We start from the raw sequence: 15,493 nt of genomic DNA, 5'->3' as shown, positions 1-15,493 counted from the left end.
GCTACGTCCGGCGATCGCTCCGTACGCGCGGGTCAGCGGACCGGGTGTCCGGCCTCCCTGAGAGCGCCCTTGACCTCGGAGATCCGCAGATCGCCGAAGTGGAAGACGGACGCGGCGAGCACCGCGTCGGCCCCCGCCGCGATGGCCGGCGCGAAGTCCGCGAGCCGGCCCGCGCCGCCGGAGGCGATGACGGGGACGGTCACGTGCTGCCGGACCGCCGCGATCATCTCGGTGTCGTAGCCGTCCTTGGTGCCGTCGGCGTCCATGGAGTTGAGCAGGATTTCGCCCGCGCCCAGCTCGGCGGCCCGGTGCGCCCACTCGACGGCGTCGATGCCGGTGCCCTTGCGGCCGCCGTGCGTGGTGACCTCGAAGGTGCCCGCGGGGGTGCGCCGGGCGTCCACGGAGAGCACCAGGACCTGGCGGCCGAAGCGCTCGGCGATCTCCCGGATGAGGTCGGGGCGGGCGATGGCCGCGGTGTTGACGCCGACCTTGTCCGCGCCGGCCCGCAGCAGCTTGTCGACGTCGTCGGCGGTGCGGACGCCGCCGCCGACGGTGAGCGGGATGAAGACCTGCTCGGCGGTGCGGCGCACCACGTCGTAGGTGGTCTCCCGGTCGCCGCTGGACGCGGTGATGTCCAGGAAGGTCAGCTCGTCGGCGCCCTCGGCGTCGTACAGCTTCGCCATCTCGACGGGGTCGCCCGCGTCGCGCAGGTTCTGGAAGTTGACGCCCTTGACGACCCGGCCCTGGTCGACGTCCAGGCACGGGATGACGCGTACCGCGAGAGTCATCGCGCACCTGCCCGGTAGGCCTCGACCTCGACCTCGACGACCAGGCTCGGGTCCACGAAACCGGACACGATGATCATCGATGCCGCGGGGCGGACGTCGTCGAAGAGCTCCTTGTGGGCACGGCCGACCTCGTCCACGTCCCGGGCGTGCGTGACGTACATCCGGGTGCGGACGATGTCCTCACGGCCCAGACCGAGCTGCTTCAGCGCATCGAAGGCGACCTTGAAGGAGGTGACGGTCTGCTCGTACGGGCCGCCCGCGGAGATCTGCCCGTTCTCCACCGACGTGCAACCCGCCACCAGGACAAGGCCGTTCGGCAGCTCGACCGCGCGGGAGTAGCCGAACTTCTCCTCCCAGGGGGCGCCCGAGGAGATGCGGTTGACGGAATCGCTCATCCGGAGACCACCTGCAGCGCTTCTTCGAGGGTGAACGCCTTGGCGTACAGCGCCTTGCCGACGATCGCGCCCTCGACGCCGTCCGGGACGAGCGAGGCGATGGCCCGCAGGTCGTCCAGCGAGGAGACGCCTCCGGAGGCGACGACGGGCTTGTCGGTGGCGGCGCAGACGTTCTTCAGGAGCTCCAGATTGGGGCCCTGGAGCGTGCCGTCCTTGGCGATGTCGGTGACGACGTAGCGGGCACAGCCCTCGGAGTCGAGGCGGGCGAGCGTCTCGTAGAGGTCGCCGCCGTCGCGGGTCCAGCCGCGGCCGCGCAGCGTCGTGCCGCGGACGTCGAGGCCGACGGCGATCTTGTCACCGTGCTCGGCGATGATCTTGGCGACCCACTGAGGGGTCTCCAGCGCGGCGGTGCCGAGGTTGACCCGGGTGCAGCCGGTGGCGAGGGCGGCGGCCAGCGAGGCGTCGTCGCGGATGCCGCCGGAGAGCTCGACCTTGATGTCCATGGAGCGGGCGACCTCGGCGATCTGCGCCCGGTTGTCACCGGTCCCGAACGCAGCGTCCAGGTCGACGAGATGCAGCCATTCGGCGCCCGCCTGCTGCCAGGCGAGAGCGGCCTGCAGCGGGTCGCCGTAGGAAGTCTCGGAGCCGGACTCGCCGTGGACGAGGCGGACGGCCTGGCCGTCGCGGACGTCGACGGCGGGGAGGAGTTCAAGCTTCGGCATTACAGCGTCTCAATCCAGTTGGTCAGCAGCTGGGCGCCGGCATCGCCGGACTTCTCGGGGTGGAACTGGGTGGCCCACAGGGCGCCGTTCTCCACGGCAGCGACGAACGGCTCGCCGTGGGTGGCCCAGGTGACCCGGGGCGCGCGGATCTTGGCGTTGGTGACCTCCAGGCTCCAGTCGTGCACGGCGTAGGAGTGCACGAAGTAGAACCGGGCCTCGGGGTCGAGACCTGCGAAGAGCTGGGAGTCCTCGGGGGACCGCACGGTGTTCCAGCCCATGTGCGGAACGATCGGGGCCTTCAGCGGGGCGACGGTACCGGGCCATTCGTCCAGCCCCTCCGTCTCCACGCCGTGCTCGATGCCTCGCTCGAAGAGGATCTGCATACCGACGCAGATGCCCATGACGGGGCGGCCGCCGGCCAGTCTGCGGCCGATGATCCATTCGCCGCGGGCCTTCTTCAGCCCCTCCATGCAGGCGGAGAACGCGCCGACGCCGGGCACCAGCAGCCCGTCGGCGTTCATCGCCTTCTCGTAGTCGCGGGTGATCTCGACGTCCGCGCCGACGTGGGCCAGGGCCCGCTCGGCGGAGCGGACGTTGCCGAAGCCGTAGTCGAAGACGACGACCTTCTTCTTGCCGCTCTTCTGCCGGTCGTTGTTCCGACCGCTCTTCTGGTCGCTCACAAGTCCTACCTCAGTCCCAGAGTCCCTGGATGCGCATGACGCCCGCGACCAGGCACATCGCGGAAGCGAGCCCGAGCAGGACGATGACTCCCTTGGGCATCTTCTGCTTCGAGAAGGAGTAGACCCCGCCGGCCAGGAACAGGCCGACCAGGATCAGGATGGTGTTGAGGCCGGTCACAGCGCGCCCTTCGTGGAGGGAAGTATTCCGGCAGCACGCGTGTCGTGCTCGCTGGCGTAGCGCAGGGCACGGGCGAGCGCCTTGAACTGGCACTCCACGATGTGGTGGGCATTGCGCCCGTACGGCACGTGGACGTGCAGGGCGATCTGCGCCTGGGCGACGAAGGACTCCAGGATGTGCCGGGTCATCGTCGTGTCGTACGCGCCGATCATGGGCGCCATGTTCTCGGGCTCGGTGTGCACCAGGTACGGGCGGCCGGACAGGTCGACGGTGACCTGGGCCAGCGACTCGTCCAGCGGGACGGTGCAGTTGCCGAAGCGGTAGATGCCGACCTTGTCGCCGAGTGCCTGCTTGAACGCGGCGCCGAGCGCGAGGGCGGTGTCCTCGATGGTGTGGTGCGAGTCGATGTGCAGGTCGCCGTCGGTCTTGACCGTGAGGTCGAAGAGCCCGTGCCGGCCGAGCTGGTCGAGCATGTGGTCGTAGAACCCGACCCCGGTCGACACATCGACCTTGCCGGTGCCGTCGAGGTTTATCTCGACGAGGACCGAGGTTTCCTTGGTGGTGCGTTCGACTCTTCCTACGCGGGCCGCGCGAGTCATGCGTCGTGCTCCTTCTTCAGTTCGCGTACCGCATCGAGGAACGCGTCGTTCTCTGCCGGGGTGCCCGCGGAGACCCGCAGCCATCCCGGTACGCCGTTGTCCCGGACCAGGACGCCCCGGTCGAGGATCCGCTGCCAGGCGGTGTGGCTGTCGGCGAAGCGGCCGAACTGGACGAAGTTGGCGTCCGAGTCGGTGACGTCGTAGCCGAGCGCGCGCAGCTCCGTGACGATCCGGTCGCGCTCGCTCTTGAGCTGGGCGACGTATCCGAGCAGCGTATCGGTGTGCTCCAGGGCGGCGAGCGCGGTGGCCTGGGTGATGGAGGACAGGTGGTACGGCAGCCGCACCAGCTGGACCGCGTCGACGACGGCGGGGTCGGCGGCGAGGTAGCCCAGGCGCAGCCCGGCGGCGCCGAACGCCTTCGACATGGTGCGCGACAGCACCATGTTCGGCCGGCCCTCGATCAGCGGGAGCAGCGACGCGTGGTGGCTGAACTCGCCGTACGCCTCGTCGACGACGACCATCGACGGCTTGGCGGCCTGGGCCGCCTCGTACAGCGCGAGGACGGTGTCGGCGTCGACGGCGGTGCCGGTGGGGTTGTTGGGCGAGGTGATGAAGACGACGTCGGGCCGGTGCTCGGCGATGACCTTCCGGGCCGCGTCGACGTCGATGGTGAAGTCCTCGTTGCGCGGTCCGGAGATCCAGCCGGTGCCGGTACCGCGGGCGATGAGGGCGTGCATGGAGTACGAGGGCTCGAAGCCGATCGCGGTACGTCCCGGGCCGCCGAACGTCTGGAGCAGCTGCTGGAGCACCTCGTTGGAGCCGTTGGCGGCCCAGACGTTGGCGAGGGCGACCTCGTGCCCGGCGGTGCGGCTGAGGTAGCGGGCCAGTTCCGTACGGAGTTCGACGGCGTCCCGGTCGGGGTAGCGGTTGAGGTCGCGGGCGGCCTCGCGGACGCGCTCGGCGATCCGGTCGACGAGCGCATCGGGCAGCGGGTACGGGTTCTCGTTGGTGTTCAGCCGCACCGGTACGTCGAGCTGCGGGGCCCCGTACGGGGACTTTCCGCGCAGCTCGTCACGGATCGGGAGCTCGTCGATGCGGGTGGCCTTGCGAGGGGTGTTGCTGTGCGTCACTGCTGTGGAACCTCTCCGCCGAACCTGGCCTTGAGCGCGGCGCCGTGGGCGGGGAGGTCCTCCGCCTCGGCGAGGGTCACGACATGGTGGGTGACCTCGGCGAGCGCGTCGCGGGTGTAGTCGACGATGTGGATGCCGCGCAGGAAGGACTGCACCGAGAGGCCCGAGGAGTGGCAGGCGCAGCCGCCGGTGGGCAGGACGTGGTTGGAGCCGGCGCAGTAGTCGCCGAGCGAGACCGGGGCCCACGGGCCGACGAAAATCGCTCCGGCGTTGCGGACCCGGCCGGCGACGGCGGCGGCGTCTGCGGTCTGGATCTCCAGGTGCTCGGCGGCGTACGCGTCGACGACCTTGAGGCCGTCCTCCAGGTCGTCGACCAGGACGATCGCGGACTGGCGGCCGGCCAGCGCGGGCTCGATCCGGTCGGTGACGTGCTTGGTCGCGGCGATCTGCGGCTTCAGCTCGGCCTCGGTGGCGGCGGCCAGCTCCTCGGAGTCGGTGACGAGGACGGCGGCGGCCATCGGGTCGTGCTCGGCCTGGCTGATCAGGTCGGCGGCGACGTGCACCGGGTCGGCGGTGGAGTCGGCGAGGATCGCGATCTCGGTGGGGCCCGCCTCGGCGTCGATGCCGATCCGGCCCTTGAGGAGGCGCTTGGCGGCGGCGACATAGATGTTGCCGGGGCCGGTGACGAGATTCACCGGAAGGCATTCGGCCGTTCCGTACGCGAACATCGCGACGGCCTGGGCGCCGCCCGCCGCGTACACCTCGTCGACGCCGAGCAGGGCGCAGGCGGCGAGGATGGTGGGGTGCGGCAGGCCGCCGAAGGCCTTCTGCGGCGGGGAAGCGACGGCGATGCCCTCGACGCCCGCCTCCTGGGCCGGTACGACGTTCATGACGACGGACGACGGGTAGACGGAGCGCCCGCCCGGTACGTAGAGCCCGACGCGTTCGACCGGCACCCACTTCTCGGTGACGGTGCCGCCGGGGACGACCTGGGTGGTGTGCGTGGTGCGGCGCTGCTCGCGGTGGACGAGGCGGGCGCGTCGGATCGACTCCTCCAGCGCGGCCCGTACGGCGGGGGCGAGCCCCTCCAGCGCCTCGGCGATCGCCGCGGCCGGAACGCGGATCGAGTCGATCCGTACGCCGTCGAATTTCTCCCCCCATTCGATCACTGCCGCCGAGCCACGATGGCGTACGTCCTCGCAGATGGGCCGCACCGTCTCCAGAGCGGCTTCCACGTCGAACTCGGCACGGGGCAGCAGGTCGCGCAGGGCTCCGCCCTCTGGGAGGACATCGCCGCGCAGATCGATTCGAGAGATCACACCGCAATTCTCGCAGACCGCCCGCGGCGTCCGGTCGCCCGTATCACTGGCTGATACATCTCCCGGGTGTCACTGCTGACCAATAGCGTTCACGTCGTCACACAGCGGGAAGAACAGCTCCGAGCGGAAGGGGCACCCCGTGACCGAACCGCACGACGGCGATTTCCCGGACGGGCTCAGCGCGGCCGAGCTGGGCATGTGGCAGGCCTTCCGGAACGGCAGCACCTACGATCTGCGCGCCCGCGACCCAGCGCGGGACGATCCGTTCGCGCCGCGCGCCTGGGGACCGGAGCGCAGTGTGGACGGGCGCGTCGTCGCCCGGCTGTTGCTGGCCGGGCCGCCGCCGCGGCCCGGCCGGGTCGCCGCGCTGAAGCTCCGGGGCGTACGGATCACCGGGACGCTCGATCTCGCGGGCGGGCGCGTCGCGCCGTACGTCGAGCTGACCGGCTGCCGCTTCGAGAACGAGGTGGTGCTGCCCGAATGCCATTTCACGACGTTGCGGATCGTCGGCTGCGCGATGCCGCGGCTGGAGGCGGCCCGGCTGCGCACCGAGGGCGATCTGCATCTGCCGCGCTGCCGCGTCAAGCGCGGGATCCGCCTCACCGACGCCCAGATCGGCACCGATCTGCTGATCAACCAGATCGAGATCGGGCCGGACCGGGGCGGGCGCGCCCTGGCTGCCGACGGGCTGGCGGTCGCCCAGGACCTCCAGGCGGAGCTGATCGAGGCGCGCGGCGAGCTGAGCCTGCGCGGGGCGAAGGTCGGCGGTTCGCTGAGCCTGCGCGGCAGCCGGCTGCGGGGCAGAGAGGGCCGGCGCGCGCTGAACGCCCCGCAGCTGACGGTGGAGCGGACGCTGTACATGAGCGAGGCGTGGGTCAGCATCGACACGGGGAACCAGGGCACCACTCCCCCGTACGGCATCGTCATGGCCGCGACCCCGGCGCGCGGGACGCGATCGCAGATCTTCGAGTGCCGCGGCGGGGTGCGCCTGGACGACGGGCGGTTCGGCGACGCGGTCGACCTGCACAAGGCACGGTTCGTGCTGGCCCGGCACGAGGAGCTGTCGCTGCGCCGGATCGTCGCCCCGGAGTTGCGGTTCAACGCGGAGCGGCCGGAGGAGGGCCGGGTCGTGCTGAACGGCGCGAAGGTCGTCACGCTGATCGACGTCTCCACCAGCTGGCCGGGGCCCGGCGGGCTGGCGATGGGTGGTTTCGTGTACGAGAACCTCGTCCCGTACGGGCACTTCCCGCTCTCCCGTCGCCTGGAGTGGGTGGCGGCGGCGACCCCGGAGTACGTACCGGAGCCGTACGAACGCCTCGCGACGGTGCTGCGCAGCTGCGGGGAGGACGCGGACGCCCGCGAGGTACTGCTGGCCAAGCAGCGGCGGCGGCGCGAGACGCTGCCGCCCGCCGCGAAGCTCTGGGGTTTCCTGCAGGACTGGACGGTGGCGTACGGCTACCGGCCTGGGCGGGCCGCGGTGTGGATGGCGGTGCTGTGGGCGGCGGGCGCGCTGGCCTTCTCCCAGCACGTCCCGGCGGCGATCAAACACGACGAGCATCCGGCGTGGAACCCGGCGCTGTACGCGCTCGACCTGCTGGTGCCGGTGATCGATCTCGGTCAGGACGGCTACTGGCGGATGGAGGGCGGCTGGCAGTGGGGGTCGGCCGTGCTCATCCTGCTCGGCTGGATACTGGCCACGACGGTCGCGGCCGGCGCGTCGCGGCTGCTGCGCCGGGGCTGACCGGATCCGGCCACGACCGCGGCTTCGGGCGGCAGCCCGGCCACGCCGAGGCCCGTCGCGGGGCGGCAGTCACGGTTGCCCGGACTGCGGCCTTCGCGGCGGCCTCGACCGTGGCCTTCACGGGCGAAGGCCACGGTCGTACGGCCGGCCGAGCCACGGTCGCAGTACCGGAAACGCCTCGCCGGATCAACAGGAACAAGCCAGGTTCCTGGCTTTCCTTTACCTTTTATTGGCCAAGCTCGATACAACCCATTCACTCGGCACCAAAGCTTCACAGTGCCCCTCTGGCGCCGTCCCGACCAGCGCTTTTCAATGGTCTGCACCATGCCATTCCTTCGCGCTCTGCTCCGTACCGCGCGCATGATCCGGCGCTCCCCGCAGGGGTCCGCCGGACTGCCCGCGGACGACGTGGTGCTGCTCGACGCCCCCGACGAGCGGCTCTCACCGGCGCTCGTCGCCGCCGCCGCCGGGGAGTACGAACCGGCCGCGAAACTCCTCGCCACCACCCGGGACGGCGCCGAGTGGGAGAACCGGGACCGCTACCTCGGCCGGCTCGTCACGTTCGCCCGCAACCGCGACGGCTGGCTGACCGACTGGCTCGCCGCCGCGCCGCACGACCCGGACGCGCTGCTCGTCAAGGCGGAGCTGGCGGTCCGCCGGGCCTGGGAGTCGCCCGTCCGGGCCGAGCAACTGCGCGAGGTGGGGCCGCTGATCACCGCGGCGGCCGAGAGCGATCAGCGCGACCCGGTGCCCTGGCGGCTCGCGCTCGACCACGCGCGCGGCACCCATGCCACGCACACCACCTTCGAGGCGCTGTGGGAACAGGCGATCAAGCGCTCCTCGCACCACTACGGCTGCCATGTCGCGGCGCTGCGCTTCCTCTCCGCCGCCTGGTACGGCTCGCACCGCGAATGCTTCGACTTCGCCGAGCGGGCCGCCGAGGACTCGCTGCCCGGCTCGTTGGTGCAGGCGCTGCCGCTGCGGGCCGCCTTCGCCCTGCTGGTCGAGGGACCGCAGGCCCGTACCACGTCGGTGCAGGAGGAACGGATCGACGCTGCGGTGGATCTGGCTATCACGCTGTCCGCCTCGTTCGCGCCCGGCGACCCCTGGCCCGCCGAGGTCCGCAACCTGCTGGCTTTCGTGCTGGTAGCCCGGGGCCGCTGGGGCGAGGCGCTGGAACAGTTCCGGCGGATCGGACCCCACGCGGCGTCGTTCCCGTGGTCGTCCGTCTCCGACGATCCGCTCGGCCGGTTCCTCGACGCGAGGAACGACGCGCGGCTCCGGGTGGCCTGTGTGACAACTTTGCCGGGCCGGGCCGACCGGGGCCGGCCCCGCGGCCATTACGCTTGACCGTTGTGACCACCGCTCGCCTGCCTCTGTTCCCGCTGAACGCGGTGCTGTTCCCCGGCCTCGTGCTGCCGCTCAACGTCTTCGAAGAGCGTTATCGCGCCATGATGCGCGAGCTGCTGAAGACCGACGACGACGAGCCCCGCCGCTTCGCCGTGGTCGCGATCCGCGACGGCCACGAGATCGCCCCGACGGCCGCCGGAATGCCGGATCCGACGAGCACTCCCGTCGAGCGCGGCCCTGCGGACGGCTTCGGACCCGACCCGATCCAGACCTTCCACCGGGTCGGCTGCATCGCCGACGCGGCGAAGATCCGGGAACGGCCGGACGGCAGCTTCGAGGTCCTCGCGACCGGCACCACCCGCGCCAAGCTGCTCTCCGTGGACGCGAGCGGCCCGTATCTGACGGCCGAACTCGACGAGCTGGAGGAGGAACCCGGCGAGGAGGCGGGCGCACTCGCCGAGGGCGTCCTGCGGGCCTTCCGCAGCTACCAGAAGCGGCTGGCCGGGGCGAGCGAACGGTCCCTGACGACGGGCGCGAACCTGCCCGACGACCCCTCCGTCGTCTCGTACCTGGTCGCGGCGGCCGCCGTACTCGACATCCCGTCGAAGCAGCGGCTCCTCCAGGCACCCGACACCGCGACCCGGCTGCGCGAGGAACTGACGCTGCTGCGTTCCGAGACCGCCGTCATCCGGCATCTGCCGTCCCTGCCCGCGGCCGACCTGACGCGTCCCCCCATCCACCCCAACTGACCGACCGACAGCCGACCGACCCGAGGACCCTCCCCCGTGGCGAAGAAGCCGAAGAAGCAGCAACAGCCCGGCGGCACCCCGGCGACGGTCGCGCTGACCGCGGCCGGCACGGCCTTCACCGTCCACTCCTACGACCACGACCCGGCGTCGGCCTCCTACGGCGAGGAGGCGGCCGACGCCCTGGGCGTCTCCCCCGACCGGGTCTTCAAGACCCTGGTCGCGGAGGTGGACGGCACCCTCACCGTGGCGGTCGTCCCGGTGGCCGGCTCCCTCGACCTCAAGGCGCTGGCCTCCGCGGTCGGCGGCAAACGGGCCACGATGGCCGACCCCGCGGCGGCGGAACGCACCACCGGCTACGTACGGGGCGGCATCTCCCCCCTGGGCCAGCGGAAGCGACTGCGTACGGTGCTGGACGCATCGGCACGGTCCCACGGGACCATCTGCGTCTCGGCGGGCCGCCGCGGCCTGGAGGTCGAACTGTCCCCTGTGGACCTGGCGTCGCTGACGGGGGCGGTGTTCGCGGAGATCGGCCGGGGGTAGGCCGTGCGAGCGGCCTTGCGCAGAGGGCGGCCCGCCCGGCGCTTTCCTGGTCGAGGCCCCGACGGGGGCGCTTCTCGACGATGACTCGGGGTCCTTCCCGGGCGAACCGCCGGCGATCAACGGGGCCGATCTCTCCTTCCGCCAGGAGCGTCTTGATGCCACCAGCCCACCATCGGCAAAGGAACGCCTAAGACCGACCGGCAAATGGGGGGCGGTCATAGGCGCGCCCCATGCCGCCCGCGCCGAGACGGCCGATCAGGGTGTACGCGCCGAGACGTACCGGATCGTCCTCGTCCGGAGGCTGGATGTCCGCCCAGCTCGCCGACACGGACCACTCCCCCACTGCGCAGACCATGACATACGCATGAACAGAGGGGCGATCGGCGCCGGTTCAGCAGAAAGAGCTTCCTGGAACGAAATCCGACCGCACGTCGCGCCCCGCATCCGGCCGATCCACGAGTCTCGACATCCGGCCGGTCCAGGGGGCTCGTCGGGCAGGCCCTCTGCCGCTCACACGGCTTCATCTGCCGTGACCGTTGCCACCGTACGGCTGGTCACCAGCTCAGGGATGCGACCGACGTGACGACGACGGACATCGACCGACAGACGCCGAGGCGCCCCCCGGTTTCTCCCACGGGCCGGTACCCGACCTCGCGAGCCCGGCACCCGTCAAGGCCTTGGCGGAGTGTGTGCTGGGCGGCGCGACGGGGCAAGGCCTGCCGGCAGGGGCACCAGCTAGGCCGGCGGCACGCTCCCACCCGTGGGCGCGCCCGGCCCCGTCCCCGTCCCCGGCACGGGCCCTCCCGCGGACCACCCCGGAAACGCCCCCCACTCCGGCTCCGGATCCCGCGGCCCGAACAATGCGGTCAGCCCGAGATGAACCGCCATCGCCCCGATCGACCACACCAGCAACGCGGCCCCCTTCGCCCGCAGCCGAAGAGGCGCGTCGAAGACCACGCCCTTGCCGACCGCCCGCGCGTGCGCGACCACGTCCTGGCTCGGTCCGAGCCACACCCCCAGCCGCCAGGCCAGCAGCGAACCGAACAGCCCGCCCAGCGCGAGCCCGACCACGATGGCGATGCCGCCACGCCGCTGGAACCAGAAGACCAGCGCCGCGGAGAGCGCGCCGAAAGCCAGGGCGAGCAGCACGAACGTACCGTCGGCGCCGATCGCCTCCTCGCCCTCGCTGTCGCTGAGGAAGACGGCCGAGCCGTCGGAGATCAGCGGAACCCGTGGGGCCAGCCACACCCAGAGGAGCCCGAGCCCGATGCCGGCCACGGTCACGAGCGCGGTGACGACAGCGGCCCGCCGCAGATCCGACCGGCGGTCGTTCTCCCCCTGGGACTCCGCCAGGCCCCCGGAGCCGGGGCCACCGGGACCACCGGGCCCACCCCATTTCTGCGGGGCATGCCAGGGGCCGTTGGACGAGGGCTGGTGCGGCGGCGTCAGAGGTGCTGTCACCGTGCCATCGTGCCAGGCGTCCCTGTGCCGCGCCTCACCGGACCGCTGCCCTGCGGTACGCCCAGGCGGCCACGGCCAGCGAGAGGACGCCGACAACGGCGCAGACCGCGAGATCCAGCGCGATGACCGCCCAGTCGGGGTGGGCGTGGAAGGACCGCGAGAGCGCTTCGACACCGTACGTCGAGGGCAGCAGGTCGCGGGCCCAGCCGACCGGTGCGGGCAGCCGGTCGGCCGGCAGGACGCCGAGCAGCAGCGCCGCCGACATGCCCAGCTGCCCGAGCAGCGTGGCCAGCTCCTGCCGGGGCGCGAGCAGCCCCAGCGCGGCGCCGAGCCCGGAGAGCGCCGCCCCGGAGAGCGGAATGACGGCGACGAGCACCCACAGATGCGTCAGCGGCAGCCCGAACAGCACGCTCCCCGTGACGGCCGTGACGATCGTGCCGGGCACCGTGAAGGAGGCGTACGCTCCCGCCGCGCCGAGCACCACGGCGGCGGGCGGCACCGGCAGGGTCGCGTAGTGGTCGAGCCCGCCGCCGGCCCGCAGCTGCCCGAAGTACTGGGCAAGCAGGTTGAGCGCGACGAAGGCCACCACGAGGACGCTGGATCCGGCGACGACGGCCCGCGCCTCGGAGCCGCCGTCCACGACTCCGCGCATCAGCACCATGATCCCGACGGACTGGAAGGTCGCGACGAAGAGCAGCGGGATACGGGCGACCCTGGCCCGGGACAGCTGGGCGCGGTAGACGGCCGCGAGCGAGGGGAACAGCCGGGCCCGCGGCGCGAGCGGCGCGGGCGCCGCCCCGTGGTGGCCGTCGTCCTCGCGGTCTGCCCGGCCGTCCTCGGCCGCCCGGGCAGGTCCCGTCACCGACTGCGCGGGAACGATGCTCGTCACCTGGCGCTGCTCCTGTTCGCTCCCTGCCGGTTCACGCACGGCCGCCCCACTCGTCCCGGTCGCCCCGCCCACTCCGGTCATGCCTTCACCAGCCCCTGGGTCGCGTCCCCGCCGAGCGCGAGGTAGACGTCCTCCAGACTGGGCGTCGCCAGCGTGAAGTCGTCGAGTGCCGCGAAGGCCGCGCCGCCGGTCACGGCGGCGACCGCCGCCCGTGCCTCGTCGGGGCCGAGCCGCAGCACCCAGCGCCGCCCGGACTCCTGGGCCGAGGCGCGCAGCGCGGCCACTTCGGGTACGTCCAGGGGTGCCCGCTCCCGCCACACGAGCTCGACCCGGACCTCGCCCGCGACCCGCTCCTTGAGTCCGGTCGGCGTGTCGCAGGCGATGACCCGGCCGCGTTCGATCACGGCGACCCGGTCGAGGACCGTCTCGGCCTCGATGACGTTGTGGGTGACGAGCAGCACCGTCGCGCCGCGTTCGGCCCGGCGCCGGTCCACGGCGGCCCAGACGGCGCGCCGCGCGACGGGATCCATCCCGGTCGTCGGCTCGTCCAGCACCAGCACCGGCCGCTCGCCGACCAGCGCGGCGGCGAAGCAGGCGAGCCGCCGCTGTCCGCCGGAGAGCTTCTTGAGGGGGCGTGCGGCGATTTCGGTGAGCCCGAGTTCGTCGAGTACGGCGTCGCGCTCGGCGCGGGCGTCCCGTACCGGCAGTCCGCGCAGCCGTCCGGTGGTCTCGGCGGCGAGCGACACGGTCAGTTCGTCGAGGGCGGTGGACTCCTGGCCGAGGTACCCGATCAGCCGGGCGGCCCGCTCGGGATGGCGTACGAGGTCGTGGCCCAGCACGGTGACGCTGCCGGAGTCGGGCCGCATCAGCCCGGTGAGCTGCCGTACCAGGGTGGACTTTCCGGCGCCGTTGGGGCCGAGAAGTCCGAAGATCTCGCCGCCCCGCACCTCCAGGCTGATCCCGTCGGTGGCGCGCACCTCGGGGGTGCCTGGCGCGCCGCGGCGGCCGCGGGCGGCGGGATAGGTCTTGACCAGATCACGCACCGCGCACACGGTCCCGGTCGCCGTCTGCGCCTGTGCTGTGCCCGTACTCACGAGGTACGAGAGTACGGGGTCGGATGCCCCGGATCGCGCCCGGGGCCGGGCCGACCCGGCCACGGCGGCGCGAGATCCAACCCGGCTGCCCGCCCGCGGGCCCGCCGTGGCGTCAGTCGGCGGACGGGCCCGTCCGCTCCGTCACGGGGGTGTGCTCCGCTGCGGCCCGTACGTCGATCTCCCGCCAGAATCCCGCCCGGATCGCGTAACGGTCGTGCTCGTCGATCTGGTCGTCCTTGTGGGCGAGGAGGCCGAACCGTGCCGCGTACCGCAGGAGCTCGCCGTCGATGCGGTGCGGGATGCGCGGATACATGGTCGACAGCTTCTGCAGATGGATGGTCTCCGGCAGCCGCTCCATCCAGCGGCGGGCGAAGACCTGGCCCACCTCGAAGGGGTCGCCGCCGACAGTGGTGATGTCCTCTTCGCGGTCCGCCCAGCGCTGCTCGGCGCTGGTGAGCTGGGCCAGTGTCGGGAGGGAGGCGGTTTCCGCGGGCTCGCCCAGTCCGCCGCGGTCCATCCAGCCCTTGTCGGAGGACCAGCGCAGGGTCGCGCTGGCGGGTGGGGGCTGGACGGCCTGGGTACCGGGGCCGCGCAGGCTGCCCGCCAGGTCCTTGGGGGTGGGGACGCCCCTTCCGCCGGGGCCGGGCCGGTCGGCGGGGGTGGTGGTGCTCTCCGTCGGCGCGGGGACGGCGCCGTTGGCGTCGGCCGCCGCCTGGGCCTCCGAGGCCCGCTCGGCGGAGGCGGCGAGGGCCGCCTCGGGCAGCGGTGCGGAGAGGATCGCGGCGATCTCCGGGCGGGGCGCGGGCGGCGGGGCGCAGACGCCGCCGGTCTCCTTGGCCCGTACGGCCTGGGTGATCCAGGCCCGGTCGAGCACCCTGCGTTCGTCGGCCTCGGCGACCAGGTCCTCGGACTGGTTGTAGTCGCCGTCGGCGGCCTGGACGGCCCACAGGTGGACGGCGACGCCGTGTTCCTTGGCGGACATCAGTCCGGGCAGCAGATCCCCGTCGCCGGTCACCAGCACCACGTCGGAGCAGGCGCGGTTCCTGGCCAGTTCGGTGAGTTCGGCGTGCATCGCGGCGTCGACGCCCTTCTGCGCCCATCGCCCGTCACTGCGGGTCAGGGCGCCGAGCCGGACGGTCACCCGGGGCATCACCCGAAGTCTGCGGTGCTCGGGCTGCGGTACGCGGTCGGGGGCGCCGTCGAACCAGTAGATCCGCAGCAGCGGCTGCTGCGTATCGGCCTCGGCCAGCTCCCGCAGGCCCCGGATGAGGGCCGTGTGGTCGACGGTGATGCGGGAACGGGCGGGCTCTCCGGCCAGCAGACTCGCGGCTGCACCCAGGAGGTAGCCGGCGTCCACCAGGACGACGCAACGGTCCACGCGTTCCACCCTCTTCCAGAAGTTCGGGTGTGGTCTTTGCCAAGGGTTTCCTTCGAGTCTGCCCGACCGCGCAGGGGTTGACGGCCGGAACTCGATCATCGGCGTGGCGGATCGGGAAAACGGCGCATCATACCCCCTCACTACGCACGGTAATGATCCAACATGCATGCTTTATCCCATTATGTGAATCTGAACGCGGTCCTGGCCCCGAGAGTCCCCACAGGAGGAACACCATGGCCAAGAACAAGAACCGCAAGCAGCCCAGCCGCCAGACCCGCGCGTCCGGTCCGGAGCGCGGTCCGGAGCGCGGTCCGGAAGAGACCAAGTCGAACGCGTACGAGTCGCAGATACAGCCTCAGTCGCAGGCCCAGGGCAGTCCTACTGATGCTGCCCGTAAGCACCAGCGCCGCTTCGGCCACAACTGACCCGGGCGGATCTCCGGTCCGGCCACAGGCCGGGTGGCCGAGAGGGGCGCTCCCG

General features: G+C 72.1%; 18 protein-coding genes. 5 read left to right on the top strand and 13 right to left on the bottom strand.

The window, feature by feature from the left end; genetic code table 11:
* Positions 1-32: 32 nt before the first annotated feature.
* Genes hisF through hisD form a run of 8 tightly spaced genes read right to left on the bottom strand, consistent with a single transcriptional unit; the run spans position 33 to position 5,811 of the window.
* Positions 33-788 carry an imidazole glycerol phosphate synthase subunit HisF gene (gene hisF, locus ACFU8Q_RS28495; protein ID WP_384458811.1) on the bottom strand — a complete coding sequence of 252 codons (756 nt, stop codon included), beginning with the start codon at positions 786-788 and terminating at the stop codon, positions 33-35.
* Positions 785-1,183: a RidA family protein gene (locus tag ACFU8Q_RS28490; protein WP_384458808.1), complete on the bottom strand. Its 399-nt coding sequence runs from the start codon at positions 1,181-1,183 to the stop codon at positions 785-787. Before ACFU8Q_RS28490 ends, hisF begins: the two co-directional genes overlap by 4 nt.
* Positions 1,180-1,905 carry a bifunctional 1-(5-phosphoribosyl)-5-((5-phosphoribosylamino)methylideneamino)imidazole-4-carboxamide isomerase/phosphoribosylanthranilate isomerase PriA gene (gene priA / locus ACFU8Q_RS28485; protein ID WP_384458805.1) on the bottom strand — a complete coding sequence of 242 codons (726 nt, stop codon included), beginning with the start codon at positions 1,903-1,905 and terminating at the stop codon, positions 1,180-1,182. The genes ACFU8Q_RS28490 and priA overlap by 4 nt, the downstream gene beginning before the upstream one ends.
* Entirely contained in the window at positions 1,905-2,585 is a 681-nt protein-coding gene (gene hisH, locus ACFU8Q_RS28480) for an imidazole glycerol phosphate synthase subunit HisH (RefSeq protein ID WP_384458802.1), read from the bottom strand. Before hisH ends, priA begins: the two co-directional genes overlap by 1 nt.
* A gap of 10 nt (positions 2,586-2,595) precedes the next feature.
* Entirely contained in the window at positions 2,596-2,763 is a 168-nt protein-coding gene (locus tag ACFU8Q_RS28475; protein WP_266745629.1) for a hypothetical protein, read from the bottom strand.
* Entirely contained in the window at positions 2,760-3,362 is a 603-nt protein-coding gene (gene hisB, locus ACFU8Q_RS28470) for an imidazoleglycerol-phosphate dehydratase HisB (protein WP_384458799.1), read from the bottom strand. The genes ACFU8Q_RS28475 and hisB overlap by 4 nt, the downstream gene beginning before the upstream one ends.
* Positions 3,359-4,492 carry a histidinol-phosphate transaminase gene (locus ACFU8Q_RS28465; protein WP_384458796.1) on the bottom strand — a complete coding sequence of 378 codons (1,134 nt, stop codon included), beginning with the start codon at positions 4,490-4,492 and terminating at the stop codon, positions 3,359-3,361. The genes hisB and ACFU8Q_RS28465 overlap by 4 nt, the downstream gene beginning before the upstream one ends.
* On the bottom strand, positions 4,489-5,811 hold the full coding sequence (hisD, locus tag ACFU8Q_RS28460; protein ID WP_384458794.1) for a histidinol dehydrogenase: 1,323 nt from the start codon (positions 5,809-5,811) through the stop codon (positions 4,489-4,491). The genes ACFU8Q_RS28465 and hisD overlap by 4 nt, the downstream gene beginning before the upstream one ends.
* Positions 5,812-5,950: 139 nt before the next feature.
* Between hisD and ACFU8Q_RS28455 the strand changes: the two genes are divergently transcribed.
* From ACFU8Q_RS28455 to ybaK, 4 genes are all read left to right on the top strand, one after another.
* A complete protein-coding gene (locus ACFU8Q_RS28455; RefSeq protein WP_384458793.1) occupies positions 5,951-7,552 on the top strand; it encodes an oxidoreductase in 1,602 nt (533 codons plus the stop codon).
* 312 nt (positions 7,553-7,864) lie between these two features.
* Entirely contained in the window at positions 7,865-8,902 is a 1,038-nt protein-coding gene (locus ACFU8Q_RS28450; protein ID WP_384458791.1) for a hypothetical protein, read from the top strand.
* A 5-nt stretch (positions 8,903-8,907) separates the two neighbouring features.
* Positions 8,908-9,651 (top strand): LON peptidase substrate-binding domain-containing protein, encoded by a 744-nt coding sequence (locus tag ACFU8Q_RS28445; RefSeq protein WP_384458789.1) that lies wholly within the window; start codon positions 8,908-8,910, stop codon positions 9,649-9,651.
* 36 nt (positions 9,652-9,687) lie between these two features.
* Positions 9,688-10,191 carry a Cys-tRNA(Pro) deacylase gene (ybaK, locus tag ACFU8Q_RS28440; protein WP_384458787.1) on the top strand — a complete coding sequence of 168 codons (504 nt, stop codon included), beginning with the start codon at positions 9,688-9,690 and terminating at the stop codon, positions 10,189-10,191.
* Between the two features lie 187 nt (positions 10,192-10,378).
* On the opposite strand, the gene ACFU8Q_RS28435 is transcribed toward ybaK, so the two are convergent.
* From ACFU8Q_RS28435 to ACFU8Q_RS28415, 5 genes are all read right to left on the bottom strand, one after another.
* Positions 10,379-10,519: a hypothetical protein gene (locus ACFU8Q_RS28435; protein ID WP_384458785.1), complete on the bottom strand. Its 141-nt coding sequence runs from the start codon at positions 10,517-10,519 to the stop codon at positions 10,379-10,381.
* Between the two features lie 407 nt (positions 10,520-10,926).
* Positions 10,927-11,652: an ABC transporter permease gene (locus tag ACFU8Q_RS28430; protein ID WP_384458783.1), complete on the bottom strand. Its 726-nt coding sequence runs from the start codon at positions 11,650-11,652 to the stop codon at positions 10,927-10,929.
* A 34-nt stretch (positions 11,653-11,686) separates the two neighbouring features.
* Positions 11,687-12,415 carry an ABC transporter permease gene (locus ACFU8Q_RS28425; RefSeq protein ID WP_384458816.1) on the bottom strand — a complete coding sequence of 243 codons (729 nt, stop codon included), beginning with the start codon at positions 12,413-12,415 and terminating at the stop codon, positions 11,687-11,689.
* A 203-nt stretch (positions 12,416-12,618) separates the two neighbouring features.
* A complete protein-coding gene (locus ACFU8Q_RS28420; protein WP_384458813.1) occupies positions 12,619-13,593 on the bottom strand; it encodes an ABC transporter ATP-binding protein in 975 nt (324 codons plus the stop codon).
* 154 nt (positions 13,594-13,747) lie between these two features.
* Positions 13,748-15,022, bottom strand: a complete 1,275-nt coding sequence (locus tag ACFU8Q_RS28415) for an NYN domain-containing protein (protein ID WP_384458781.1) — start codon at positions 15,020-15,022, stop codon at positions 13,748-13,750.
* A 224-nt stretch (positions 15,023-15,246) separates the two neighbouring features.
* On the opposite strand from ACFU8Q_RS28415, the gene ACFU8Q_RS28410 reads away from it, so the two are divergent.
* Positions 15,247-15,438, top strand: coding sequence for a hypothetical protein (locus ACFU8Q_RS28410; protein WP_384458779.1), 192 nt, complete (start codon positions 15,247-15,249; stop codon positions 15,436-15,438).
* Positions 15,439-15,493: the final 55 nt, after the last annotated feature.

This window comes from Streptomyces sp. NPDC057543, assembly GCF_042801895.1.
GTDB lineage: Bacteria > Actinomycetota > Actinomycetes > Streptomycetales > Streptomycetaceae > Streptomyces.
This window is presented reverse-complemented; position numbering and strand designations above follow the sequence as displayed.